The sequence below is a fragment of the Pseudomonas wuhanensis genome, assembly GCF_030687395.1.
In the GTDB taxonomy this organism is placed as follows: domain Bacteria; phylum Pseudomonadota; class Gammaproteobacteria; order Pseudomonadales; family Pseudomonadaceae; genus Aquipseudomonas; species Aquipseudomonas wuhanensis.
Genome location: NZ_CP117430.1, coordinates 6,092,834 through 6,105,607 on the forward strand (window position 1 = coordinate 6,092,834; position 12,774 = coordinate 6,105,607).

The 12,774-nt window shown below is 59.9% G+C and carries 6 protein-coding genes and 3 pseudogenes; 4 read left to right on the forward strand and 5 right to left on the reverse strand.

The features are described from left to right. Positions 1-87: 87 nt before the first annotated feature. Positions 88-1,572 carry a sodium/proline symporter PutP gene (gene putP / locus PSH88_RS28080; RefSeq protein ID WP_305423985.1) on the reverse strand — a complete coding sequence of 495 codons (1,485 nt, stop codon included), beginning with the start codon at positions 1,570-1,572 and terminating at the stop codon, positions 88-90. 460 nt (positions 1,573-2,032) lie between these two features. Here putP and putA point away from each other — a divergent pair, with 460 nt between their 5' ends. Both putA and PSH88_RS28090 read left to right on the forward strand, forming a co-directional pair. After that, a complete protein-coding gene (gene putA / locus PSH88_RS28085) occupies positions 2,033-5,986 on the forward strand; it encodes a trifunctional transcriptional regulator/proline dehydrogenase/L-glutamate gamma-semialdehyde dehydrogenase (protein WP_305423986.1) in 3,954 nt (1,317 codons plus the stop codon). 258 nt (positions 5,987-6,244) lie between these two features. Further along, positions 6,245-8,047, forward strand: a complete 1,803-nt coding sequence (locus PSH88_RS28090; protein WP_305423988.1) for an acyl-CoA dehydrogenase — start codon at positions 6,245-6,247, stop codon at positions 8,045-8,047. A gap of 146 nt (positions 8,048-8,193) precedes the next feature. On the opposite strand, the gene PSH88_RS30620 is transcribed toward PSH88_RS28090, so the two are convergent. The 4 genes and pseudogenes from PSH88_RS30620 to PSH88_RS28105 all read right to left on the reverse strand — a co-directional run bounded on the left by PSH88_RS30620 (position 8,194) and on the right by PSH88_RS28105 (position 10,773). Further along, positions 8,194-9,039, reverse strand: coding sequence for a methyl-accepting chemotaxis protein (locus PSH88_RS30620; protein WP_370694722.1), 846 nt, complete (start codon positions 9,037-9,039; stop codon positions 8,194-8,196). 66 nt (positions 9,040-9,105) lie between these two features. Further along, positions 9,106-10,188, reverse strand: a pseudogene (locus PSH88_RS30625) (cache domain-containing protein); the annotation flags it as partial. A 55-nt stretch (positions 10,189-10,243) separates the two neighbouring features. Then, a complete protein-coding gene (locus PSH88_RS28100; protein ID WP_007903196.1) occupies positions 10,244-10,546 on the reverse strand; it encodes a cell division protein ZapA in 303 nt (100 codons plus the stop codon). Continuing rightward, positions 10,543-10,773, reverse strand: coding sequence for a hypothetical protein (locus PSH88_RS28105; protein WP_305423991.1), 231 nt, complete (start codon positions 10,771-10,773; stop codon positions 10,543-10,545). The genes PSH88_RS28100 and PSH88_RS28105 overlap by 4 nt, the downstream gene beginning before the upstream one ends. 341 nt (positions 10,774-11,114) lie before the next feature. On the opposite strand from PSH88_RS28105, the pseudogene PSH88_RS30630 reads away from it, so the two are divergent. Further along, positions 11,115-11,771 (forward strand): annotated as a pseudogene (locus tag PSH88_RS30630) (MCP four helix bundle domain-containing protein); the annotation flags it as partial. Between the two features lie 303 nt (positions 11,772-12,074). Next, positions 12,075-12,674 (forward strand): annotated as a pseudogene (locus PSH88_RS30635) (methyl-accepting chemotaxis protein); the annotation flags it as partial. Positions 12,675-12,774 lie beyond the last annotated feature (100 nt).

Consider the following 12,774-nt stretch of genomic DNA (forward strand, 5'->3'; position numbering starts at 1 on the left):
GTGGGAGCGCAAAAAAAAGGCCCGCCTCCAAAAGGAAGCGGGCCGTTTTCATGTTCGGCGAAAGGTCAGAGCATCAGCTCATCCCCCTCACTGGTTCAGGCGGAAATCCTTTTCGGCCGCGGCGAAGCGCGAAAGCATGCCGCTGGTCGGTGCACCCATTTTGCTGACGATGTAGATCGCCAGGCTGGCGAAGATGAAACCAGGGATGATTTCGTACAGGCCCAGCAGTTCGAAGTGTTTCCAGACGATCACAGTGATCGCGCCGACCAGGATGCCGGCCAGTGCTCCGTTGCGGGTCATGTTTTTCCAGATCACGGAGATCAGGACGACTGGACCGAACGCAGCACCGAAACCTGCCCAGGCGTAGCTGACCAGACCCAGTACACGGTTTTCCGGGTTAGCCGCCATCGCGATAGCGATCAGGGCAACCAGCAGGACCATCGCTCGGCCAACCCAGACCAGCTCAACCTGGGAAGCGCTTTTACGCAGGAAGGTTTTGTAGAAGTCTTCGGTCAGGGCGCTCGAGCACACCAGCAGTTGGCAGCTCAGCGTACTCATCACTGCCGCCAGAATGGCCGACAGCAACACACCGGCAACCCACGGGTTGAACAGGATTTTTGCCAGTTCGATGAATACACGTTCGTGGTTCTCGGATACTGGCATCGCCACGGCTGGGTGTGCCGAGAAGTAAGCGATACCGAAGAAACCTACCGCGACGGTGCCGCCCAGGCACAGGATCATCCAGGTCATGGAGATGCGACGAGCGTTGGCGATCGACTTGACCGAATCCGCGGCCATGAAACGCGCCAGGATGTGCGGCTGGCCGAAGTAGCCAAGACCCCAGCCCATCAGCGAAATCACGCCAATGAAGGTGGTGTTTTTCAGCATGTCGAAGTTGCTTGGGTCTTGCGCTTCGATGGCCAGGAACGTGGTATCGATGCCGCCAGTGGCCAGCAGCACGATGATCGGCGTCAGCAACAGGGCGAAGATCATCAGCGTGGCTTGTACGGTGTCGGTCCAGCTCACTGCCAGGAAACCGCCGACGAAGGTGTAGGCAATTGTCGCTGCGGCACCGGCCCACAGCGCGGTCTCGTAGGACATGCCGAAGGTGCTTTCGAACAGACGGGCGCCGGCCACGATGCCGGAAGCGCAGTAGATGGTGAAGAACACCAGGATCACGACCGCGGAGATGATCCGCAGCAGGCCGCTTTTATCTTCAAAACGGCTGGAGAAGTAGTCCGGCAAGGTCAGTGCATCGCCGTTGTGCTCGGTCTGCACGCGCAGACGGCCGGCGACGAACAGCCAGTTCAGGTAAGCACCGACGATCAGGCCGATGGCGATCCAGCTTTCGGAAAGACCGGACATGTAGATAGCGCCCGGCAGGCCCATCAACAACCAGCCGCTCATGTCGGATGCACCAGCGGAGAGTGCGGTCACGACGCTGCCCAGGCTACGACCGCCCAGAATGTAGTCGGAAAGGTTGTTGGTGGAGCGATAGGCCATGAAGCCGATCAGCACCATTGCTGCGATGTAGATCACGAACGTGATCAGGGTTGGATTGCTTACGCTCATTGAGTTACGCCCTGGCATTGTTTTTATGTAACGGCGGCTAGTGAACCGCTCGCAAACGACGACGTTTGACAGACGATTCCGGATCCCGCGCATTTATGACTGATGTTTCCCCAGGAAAGCCATCAGCCGGCACACCGATCTTTTTGACCGGTTGCACCTTGGCCGCGAATGCTATTCAACAAAGCAAATAAGGTGCAACCAGTTTCGTGCGAATAAGTTGCACCTAGTCGGATTTTCCTGAAAAGGGTCGGTTTTTGCTCCTTTTTAGGGCGTTTTTCGGGTTGCGCTAGAAGTAAAAACACCATGCAGGCGCGGGAAGGAGGTACCAGAATTAATTTCCTGACGAGCTGCTTATTATTCCGACAAAAAAGGGTTGCACCCGGTTGCACCTCGACCAACGCACAGCTAATCTTGCCGCCAGCTGATGCCACGCGGTCGTGGCAAACATGAGGATAAAAATATGGCTACCACCACTCTTGGGGTCAAACTTGACGACCCGACCCGCGAACGCCTCAAGGCCGCCGCGACCTCGATTGATCGCACGCCGCACTGGCTGATCAAGCAGGCAATTTTCAATTACCTGGAAAAACTCGAGGGTGGTGCAACCCTGTCCGAGCTGAACGGTTTGAACGGCAAGGAAGTTGACGAAGCGGGCGAGATCCATGTCGATCACGCGCATCAGTGTTTCCTGGAATTCGCCGAAAGCATCCTGCCGCAATCGGTGCTGCGCGCGTCTATCACTGCCGCCTACCGTCGCCCGGAACCTGAAGTGGTGCCGATGCTGATCGAGCAGGCGCGCCTGCCGGCCCCGATGGCCGAAGCCACCAACAAGCTCGCCGCTTCGATTGCCGAGAAACTGCGTAATCAGAAAAGCGCCGGCGGCCGTGCGGGGATTGTTCAGGGCCTGTTGCAGGAATTTTCCCTGTCATCCCAGGAAGGCGTGGCACTGATGTGCTTGGCCGAAGCGCTGCTGCGCATCCCGGACAAAGGCACCCGTGACGCCCTGATCCGCGACAAAATCAGCACCGGCAACTGGCAGCCGCATCTGGGCAACAGCCCGTCGCTGTTCGTCAACGCCGCCACCTGGGGCTTGCTGCTGACCGGCAAACTGGTCGCCACCCACAACGAAGCCGGCCTGACCTCGTCCCTGAGCCGCATCATTGGCAAGAGCGGCGAGCCGATGATCCGCAAGGGCGTCGACATGGCCATGCGCCTGATGGGCGAGCAGTTCGTGACCGGCGAAACCATCGCCGAAGCCCTGGCCAACGCCAGCAAGTTCGAAGCCAAGGGCTTCCGCTATTCCTACGACATGCTGGGTGAAGCCGCACTCACCGAACATGACGCCCAGAAATACCTGGCCTCGTACGAACAAGCCATCCACTCGATCGGCAAAGCGTCCCACGGTCGTGGGATTTATGAAGGCCCGGGCATTTCCATCAAGCTCTCGGCTCTGCATCCGCGTTACAGCCGTGCCCAGTACGAGCGCGTGATGGAAGAGCTGTACCCGCGCCTGCTGTCGCTGACCCTGCTGGCCAAGCAATACGACATCGGCCTGAACATCGACGCCGAAGAAGCCGACCGCCTCGAGCTGTCGCTGGATCTGCTGGAGCGTCTGTGCTTCGAGCCGCAACTGACCGGCTGGAACGGCATCGGTTTCGTGATCCAGGCGTACCAGAAGCGTTGCCCATACGTGATCGACTACGTGATCGACCTGGCTCGCCGCAGCCGTCATCGCCTGATGATTCGCCTGGTAAAAGGCGCGTACTGGGACAGCGAAATCAAGCGCGCCCAGGTTGAAGGCCTGGAAGGCTATCCGGTCTACACCCGCAAGGTGTACACCGACGTTTCCTACATCGCGTGTGCACGCAAACTGCTGTCGGTACCGGAAGTCATTTATCCGCAGTTCGCCACGCACAACGCCCATACCTTGTCGGCCATCTACCACATCGCCGGTCAGAACTATTACCCCGGTCAGTATGAGTTCCAGTGCCTGCACGGCATGGGCGAACCGCTGTACGAACAGGTTGTAGGTAAAGTTTCCGAAGGCAAGCTGAACCGTCCTTGCCGCGTGTACGCACCGGTTGGGACTCACGAAACACTGTTGGCGTACCTGGTACGTCGTCTGCTGGAAAACGGCGCGAACACCTCATTCGTCAACCGCATCGCCGACCAGTCCATTTCGATTCAGGAGCTGGTAGCCGATCCAGTGGCCAGCATCGAGCAGATGGCGACGCTGGAAGGCGGCTTCGGCCTGCCGCACCCGCGTATCCCGCTGCCGCGTGACCTGTATGGTGCCGAGCGCGCCAACTCCAGCGGCATCGACATGGCCAACGAACATCGTCTGGCTTCGCTGTCGTGTGCTTTGCTGGCCACCGCTCACAACAACTGGAAAGCGGCGCCGATGCTCGGTTGCGCATCCAGCACTGAAACCCCTGCGCCAGTCCTGAACCCGTCCGACCTGCGTGATGTGGTTGGCCATGTGCAAGAAGCCACCGTCGAAGACGTCGACAATGCGATCCAGTGCGCCCTGAAAGCTGCACCGATCTGGCAGGCCACCCCGCCGGCCGAACGCGCCGCGATCCTGGAACGTGCCGCCGATTTGATGGAAGGCGAGATTCAGCCATTGATGGGCCTGTTGGCTCGCGAAGCCGGCAAGACCTTCGCCAACGCCATCGCCGAAGTGCGTGAAGCCGTGGACTTCCTGCGTTATTACGCGGTGCAGGCTCGCAACGATTTCACCAACGATGCCCACCGCCCATTGGGCCCGGTGGTCTGCATCAGCCCGTGGAACTTCCCGCTGGCCATCTTCAGTGGTCAGGTTGCCGCTGCCCTGGCCGCCGGTAACCCGGTACTGGCCAAACCTGCGGAACAAACCCCGCTGGTGGCTGCTCAAGCCGTGCGCCTGCTGCTCGAAGCCGGGATTCCGGAAGGCGTGGTGCAACTGCTGCCGGGCCGTGGCGAAACCGTCGGTGCCCGCCTGGTAGGCGACGATCGCGTCAAAGGCGTGATGTTCACCGGCTCCACCGAAGTCGCACGCTTGCTGCAACGCAACATTGCCGGTCGCCTGGATGCCCAGGGCCGTCCGATTCCGCTGATCGCCGAAACCGGCGGCCAGAACGCGATGATCGTCGACTCTTCGGCGCTGACCGAACAAGTGGTCATTGACGTGGTGTCGTCGGCTTTCGACAGTGCCGGTCAACGTTGCTCGGCGCTGCGCGTGCTGTGCCTGCAGGAAGATTCCGCCGACCGCGTCATCGAAATGCTCAAGGGCGCCATGGCGGAATGCCGTCTCGGTAATCCGGAGCGCCTGTCCGTGGACATTGGCCCGGTGATCGATGCCGAAGCCAAGGCTGGCATCGAGAAGCACATCCAGGCCATGCGCGACAAAGGTCGCAATGTGTATCAGGTAGCAATCGCCAACAGCGAAGAAGTCAAACGCGGCACCTTCGTGATGCCGACCCTGATCGAACTGGAAAGCTTCGACGAACTGCAACGGGAGATCTTCGGCCCGGTGCTGCACGTGGTTCGCTACAAGCGCAAAGAGATCGATCAACTGATCGGCCAGATCAATGCTTCCGGCTACGGCCTGACCCTGGGCGTACACACTCGCATCGACGAGACCATCGCCAAGGTGATCGACAACGTCAACGCGGGTAACGTCTACGTCAACCGCAACATCGTCGGTGCCGTGGTCGGCGTGCAGCCATTCGGCGGTGAAGGCCTGTCGGGTACTGGCCCGAAAGCCGGTGGTCCGCTGTACCTGTACCGCTTGCTGTCGACACGTCCTACCGATGCGATAGAACAATCCTTCGCTCGCGGCGATGCTCTCGCTGCACCGGATGTCCGTCTGCGTGATGCCATGAGCAAACCGCTGACTGCGCTGAAAGCCTGGGCCGACAGCAACAAGTTCGCTGACTTGAGCACCCTGTGCGTACAGTTCGCGGCGCAATCGCAAAGCGGGATCACCCGTGTACTGGCTGGCCCGACCGGCGAGCGCAACAGCTACGCCATCCTGCCGCGTGAACACGTGCTGTGCCTGGCGGAAGTCGAAGGCGATTTGCTGACCCAACTGGCGGCGGTATTGGCCGTAGGTGGTTCGGCAGTGTGGCCGGACGCTGAACCGGGCAAGGCACTGTTCGCACGCCTGCCGAAAGAAATCCAGGCGCGGATCAAGCGGGTTGCCGACTGGACCAAGGACGAAGTGGTGATTGATGCGGTTCTGCATCATGGCCATTCCGACCAGTTGCGTGCGGTCTGCCAGCAAGTGGCCAAGCGTGCCGGTGCTATCGTCGGGGTTCATGGTTTGTCCCAAGGCGAAACCAACATTGCGCTGGAGCGCCTGGTGATCGAGCGTGCGTTGAGCGTCAACACCGCTGCGGCGGGTGGTAATGCCAGTTTGATGACGATTGGCTAAACCGCGTCAAAACCAGGCACCTGCAATGGGTGCCTGGTTTACACAATACCTGTGGGAGCGGGCTTGCCCGCGATAGCGATGTATCAGTCACTGATGATATTGACTGGTCTGACGCCATCGCGGGCAAGCCCGCTCCCACAGTTGCTTGTGGCGCCTGCTAAGTCGTCGCGCTGCTCCACCATCACGCTCATCAATCTTCCTTTCAGCCCGCCCTCCCCACGCCTAGACTCGGTCCATTCCAAAAAAAGGTAGGCCGCCATGTCCGAGACGTTGCTCAGTTCCCGCAATCTGGCTTTCGAGCTGTATGAAGTCCTTGATGCCGAGGGCCTGACCCAGCGTGAGCGGTTCGCCGAGCACAACCGCGAGACCTTCGATGCGGCTATCGGCACCGCCCGCAGCATCGCCGAGAAGTTCTTCGCCCCGCACAACCGCAAGGGCGACGAGAACGAACCGCGCTATGAGGACGGTCAGGCGATTCTGATTCCGGAAGTGAAACCGGCGGTGGACGCCTTCCTCGAAGCTGGTTTCCTCAACGCCGCGCGCAGTTTCGATGCCGGCGGCATGCAACTTCCTACGCTGCTGTCGCAAGCCTGCTTTGCGCATTTTCAGTCGGCCAACGCGGCGTCGACCTCTTATCCGTTCCTGACTATGGGCGCGGCGAACCTGATTGAAAGCTTCGGCACCGATGAGCAGAAGCAGCGCTTCCTGCAACCGATGATCGATGGCCGTTTCTTCGGCACCATGGCCCTCACCGAGCCGCATGCCGGCTCGTCGCTGTCGGACATTCGTACGCGCGCGGAGCCCGCGTCCGACGGCACCTATCGCCTCAAGGGCAACAAGATTTTCATCTCCGGCGGCGATCATCCGCTGTCGGAAAACATCGTGCACATGGTGCTGGCCAAACTGCCGGACGCACCGGCCGGGGTGAAAGGCATTTCGCTGTTTATCGTGCCCAAGTTTCTAGTCAACGATGACGGTAGTCTCGGCAAGCGCAACGACGTGTTGCTGGCAGGGTTGTTCCACAAGATGGGTTGGCGCGGCACTACGTCCACCGCGCTGAACTTCGGCGACAACGGCGAGTGTGTCGGCTATCTGGTGGGCAAGCCGCACCACGGTTTGAGCTACATGTTCCAGATGATGAACGAGGCGCGGATCGGCGTCGGCATGGGCGCGGTGATGCTGGGTTACGCCGGTTACCTGTATTCCCTGGAATACGCCCGCGAGCGGCCGCAAGGTCGAGTGCCGGATAGCAAGGATCCGACCACCGCACCGGTGGCGATCATTCAGCATGCCGACGTCAAACGCATGCTGCTGACCCAGAAGGCTTATGTAGAAGGCGCGTTCGACCTTGGGCTGTACGCGGCGCGACTGTTCGACGACACCACCACGCTTGAGACTGAAGCCGAACGTAAACAAGCCCATGAGCTGCTGGATTTGCTGACACCGATTGTCAAATCCTGGCCGTCGGAGTTCTGCCTGAAGGCCAACGAACTGGCAATCCAGATTCTCGGCGGCCACGGCTATACCCGTGAGTACCCGGTGGAGCAGTACTACCGCGACAACCGCCTGAACCCGATCCACGAAGGCACCCACGGCATTCAGTCGCTGGACTTGCTGGGGCGCAAGCTGGCGCAGAACGGCGGCGCGGGGCTCAAGCAATTGATCCGCCTGATCGCCGACACCGCCGGGCGGGCACAGGCGTACGAAACATTAAGCACATTACGTGAACCGCTGGAGAAACTGGTAGCGCGCCTGCAATCCGTAACCATCGGCCTTCTGACCGATCTGGCTCAAGGCAAGGTCAACAGCAGCCTGGCGAACTCGGCACTGTATCTGAAAGTGTTCGGGCATACGGTGATCGGCTGGCGCTGGCTGGAACAGGCGATTCGTGCGGAGGAAGGGCTGGCCAAAGGGAACGCAGCGGATGTGAGTTTCTATAAAGGTAAGCTGCAGGCGGCGCGGTATTTTCTGACGTGGGAAGTGCCGGGCTGCCACCATGAGCTGGCGATTCTTGAGGCGCGGGATGATGTGTGTCTGGGCATGCAGGATGAGTGGTTCTGATTAGAACCCTGTGGCGTAGCTGAAATCCCATCGCGGGCAAGCCCGCTCCCACAGGGATCTCTATTGTTCACAGATAATGTGTTCAACACCCAAATCCTGTGGGAGCGGGCTTGCCCGCGATGGCGTCAGCACAGCCAACACAATTTTTAGCTGAGTTTGAAACTGCTCATCTGCCGCGCCAAATCATCGGCCAACCGCTGCAACGTCTGACAGTCTTCCCGACAAGCCCTGACTTCACCCGCCGTCGCTCGCGCCAAATCAGAAATCCCCTGCACGTTGCGATTGATCTCTTCCGTCACCGCCGACTGCTCTTCCGTCGCCGTCGCCACCTGATGGTTCATGTCGCTGATCCGCTCGACCTGGCCGGTGATCGCCGTCAACGACGCCCCGGTGCGCTGACTCGACTCAACACCGGTGCCAGTCGCCGCTTGCCCGGCGTGCATGGAAGACACCGCATTCTCTGCGCCCTGCTTGAGGCTGCCGATCATCTGCTGAATCTCATCGGTGGACGATTGAGTCCGCCGCGCCAGGGTCCGCACTTCATCCGCCACCACCGCAAACCCGCGCCCCATGTCCCCGGCCCTCGCCGCTTCGATGGCGGCGTTGAGCGCCAGCAAATTAGTCTGCTCGGAAATACCGCGAATCACCGCCAACACCTGATCGATGGACGCCACTTGATGGGCCAACTCGCCCACCGCGCCGGCAGCAATACCAATTTCATCGGACATGCTTTCTATATGCCGAATCGACCCGCCCACCACTACCCGCGCCTGTAGCGCCTCATCCCGCGCGGTTTGCGAAGCGACGGCCGCGTTGCCGGCGTTCTGCGCGATCTCCTGCACGGTCAGGCCCATTTCGTGAACAGCGGTGGCGACCATGTCGGTCATTTCCTGCTGACGACCCGAACGTTCGGCGGTGTTGTCCACCACCCGCGCCACCTGGCCGACCGCCGTGCGCAAACGCTCACTGGTGGCCAGGACTTCGCCGATCATCTCGCGCTGACTTTCCAGGAAGCGATTGAAACCGCGAGCGAGGTCACCCAGCTCATCGGCGCGACTGGAATCTAACCTGTGGGTCAAATCTCCACCACCGCTACCGATGGCTACCAGCGCCGCTGTTACCTGACGAATCGGTCGCACCAATCCACGGGCCAGCAACACCACCAACAACAGGCACACCAATGCCACCGCCAGGCCGATGCCGCTGCTCATCCACATCGCGCGACGGGCTTCGGCGTAGATCTGCGACTGCGGCACTTCGGCCACCAGGGTCCAGCCCAGATCACGCAGCGGCAGGCTCAGCGCCAGAAAATCTTCGCCGTCGCGGACAAAACTGCTGGTGGCGGACGCGGTGGAAGTAGAGAGCTGCCCCATGACCGCTTGCGCCGCCGGGGCGCCGATCTGTTCGACCAGCGTGCGTTTGCCGCTGAACTGCGCCTCGGGGTGAATCTGGATCAAACCGTCGGAACGCACGAGATAGACCTTGCCGCGCTCACCGAAGTTGAAATTGTGGATCAGCTCCGACAGCTCTTTCATGCTCAGGCCCAGCCCGGCGACACCCACGACGTTGCCGGCCTGCTCGACCTTGAGGTCGATGAACAGCGCCAACTCGCCAGTGGCGGTGTCATTGTCGATATTGAGGGTGCGCGGCTGGTTGCTGTCGAGGAACGAATAGAACCAGGCATCGTTGGGATTGGAGCGGCTGAGCGTCCGGTCCAGGCCTTTTTCAGTGATGTAATGACTTGAAGCGGCCCCGATAATCAGCGCGGTAAAGGCTTTGTGCTCGGTGCGGATGCCTTCCAGATACTTCACGAAGGTGTCGGTCTGGGCGCTGTTCTCGCCCCCGGCCAACCAGTCGCGCACCATGCTGTTACTGGCGATGTCCTTGGCGGCGGTAAGGGGCTGAACGAGGATTCGTTCGATGTCGTTGCGCATCGCCTCGATGCTCGACGGCAGCGCTTGTTCGACCAGATAGCGCTGGGCGAGGCGGTTGACCACGAGGGTATAAACGCCAACCACGATCAGAATACTGACCAGCAGGGCGGTGCCCATGCTCAGGATCAACTGCCATTGAATACTGCGTCGCCAGAACTGCATGGAGCACCCCCAAAGAATAAGAGGCTGAAACACTGCAACAGCCATGCCGATTGTATACAACGCAAACGACAATTTATTCTTTGGTTGTGCGCAAAGCTGATCAGGCCTGATTGATTGTCTTGGCGATCACTTCAACCGTGGCGCTGACTTGCTCTTGGTAACGGTCGAGTTCTTGCTGATGACGCTTTTGCATTTCGATCTGCTGCGAGCACAGATTCATCGCCGCCAGCACCAGCAAGCGGTCACCGATCAGCGTCGGGTATTTCTTTTTGGTCTCGGCCAGGGCGGCCTTCAACATTAATGCGGCGTCCAGCAGGGTCTGCTCTTCCCCGGCCGGCGCCTTGATCGAATAGTCCTCCCCCAGAATCGAGACGACTTTTACCCCTGCGGCGCCGTAACTCATGCGCTGACAGGGCCGGCGCTGACGCGCTCAACCAGGGCCTGAATGCGTGCGGTGGTGGCGCCTTGTTTCTCTTCCTGTTCCATCAGGCTCAGTTGCAGGCTTTCGTTTTCATCCTTGACCTGGGCCAGTTCTGCGCTCAGGGATTGATTGGTGCCGAGCAGGGTCTGGTTCTGCTGCACCAGGTCGCTGACCAGTTGTTCCAATTGGCTTAGGGATGCTTCCAACATTTTGATTTTCCGGGCATTTTCAAAGGGCGCGTACGATAAAGAAAAGTCACCACTGACGCCAGGGTTATTCGGGCGCAAGGCCTTGATTTTGCTGGCGGGCGACCTTCCTCGCGAGCTTTAAAGACTGTGTTTGGCGGATCTGGTTCCTGCACTTCGTCGCCGGGGCCCTTCTGCGACAAAAGCGCGCAGCGCCTCAAGACTTTAGTCGTATGACCGATAAGTCATGCATACAGCAGTCTCAGCCCCGCACGGATGCGCTTTTTTCGGTGAACACCATGTCCTTACGAAATATGAATATCGCACCGCGGGCGTTCCTCGGTTTTGCCTTGATTGGCAGCTTGATGCTGGTTCTGGGGGTGTTCGCGCTGAACCAGATGAGCAAGATTCGCGGCGCCGCCGAAGAAATCACCTCGAACAGCGTACCGAGCATTAAAAGCCTCGACGAGTTCACTCAGCTGACCCTGCGCCTGCGCGTCCTGTCTTACCGTCTGTTGGTGAACCGCGAGCCTGATGTCCAGCAAAAAACCATAGACCTGTTGGAAACCCGTAGCCAACAGATCCGAGCGGCCCAAGCCGTCTACGAAAAACTGATCGCCAGCCCGCAGGAACGTGCGGCCTATGATCAGTATGTGCAGCTGCTGGGGCAGTATCGCCAGATCGAAGACCGGATGAAGAGCCTGTCGCGCAACAATCAGGTCGACGAACTGCGCACGCTGCTCAATACCGATTTGCTGACGAACTCTGAAGCCGTCAACTCCGTGCTCAACCGTTTGCTGGAGATCAACACCCAACAGACCCTCGACACCAATCAGCAAGCCGTCGACCAATACTCATCGGCCTTCAACCTGACGGTGGCCCTGCTGGTCATCGCCACCGGCCTGACTCTGCTGTTCGCCTGGCTGCTGACCAACAGCATCACCAAGCCAATCGCCAACGCCCTGAGCGCCGCCGAAGAAATCGCCGAAGGCAACCTGACGCGCCCGATCACCGTCGACGGTGAAGACGAAGCCGGTCGCCTGCTGGCCGCCATGGCGAAGATGCAGGACAAACTGCGCGACACCCTGCAACGGATTTCCGGTTCGGCCACGCAATTGGCGTCCGCCGCGGAAGAGCTCAACAGCGTCACCGACGAAAGCGCCCGTGGCCTGACCCAGCAGAATAACGAAATCGAACAGGCCGCCACCGCCGTCAATGAAATGACCAGCGCCGTGGAAGAAGTCGCCCGCAACGCCGTGAGCACTTCCGAAGCCTCGAAAAACGCCACCACTTCGGCGGGCGACGGTCGTGACTTGGTACAGGAAACTGTCAGTGCCATCGAGCGCATGAGCGCCGACGTACAAAGCACCGCCAACCTGATCGGCGATCTGGCCAACGAGTCGCGCGACATCGGCAAGGTGCTGGACGTGATTCGCGGCCTGGCTGACCAGACCAACCTGTTGGCGTTGAATGCTGCCATCGAAGCAGCCCGTGCCGGTGAAGCCGGTCGTGGTTTCGCGGTGGTCGCCGACGAAGTGCGTGCCCTGGCCCATCGCACCCAGCAGTCGACCAGCGAAATCGAACGCATGATCGGCAGCATCCAGAGCGGCACCGAACACGCCGTGGATTCGATGCGCAACAGCACCGAGCGGGCTGAATCGACCTTGAACATCGCCCGTGGTGCAGGCATGTCGCTGGACACCATCAACAGCGCCATTGTCGAAATCAACGAGCGCAACCTGGTGATCGCCAGCGCAGCCGAAGAGCAGGCACAGGTCGCCCGTGAAGTGGACCGCAATCTGGTGAACATTCGTGACCTGTCGGTGCAATCGGCCACGGGGGCCAACCAGACGAGCGCGGCCAGCAACGAGCTGTCGCGCCTGGCGCTGGACCTGAACAATATGGTTGGGCGGTTTAGCCTGTAGGTTCACGTATGATCGTTCCCACGCTCCGCGTGGGAACGATCATCGACTCACACCAAAAGCTTTTTGACAGCATCACATTTCAACAGGTTAGAATCGCTGG

Excerpts from the sequence above, each read along its gene's own strand:
- PSH88_RS28090 (WP_305423988.1), top strand. The coding sequence starts at position 6,245 with ATGTCCGAGACGTTGCTCAGTTCCCGCAATCTGGCTTTCGAGCTGTAT.
- PSH88_RS30620 (WP_370694722.1), bottom strand. The coding sequence starts at position 9,039 with ATGATCGGCGAAGTCCTGGCCACCAGTGAGCGTTTGCGCACGGCGGTC.
- putA (WP_305423986.1), top strand. The coding sequence starts at position 2,033 with ATGGCTACCACCACTCTTGGGGTCAAACTTGACGACCCGACCCGCGAA.
- PSH88_RS28100 (WP_007903196.1), bottom strand. The coding sequence starts at position 10,546 with ATGAGTTACGGCGCCGCAGGGGTAAAAGTCGTCTCGATTCTGGGGGAG.
- putP (WP_305423985.1), bottom strand. The coding sequence starts at position 1,572 with ATGAGCGTAAGCAATCCAACCCTGATCACGTTCGTGATCTACATCGCA.
- PSH88_RS28105 (WP_305423991.1), bottom strand. The coding sequence starts at position 10,773 with ATGTTGGAAGCATCCCTAAGCCAATTGGAACAACTGGTCAGCGACCTG.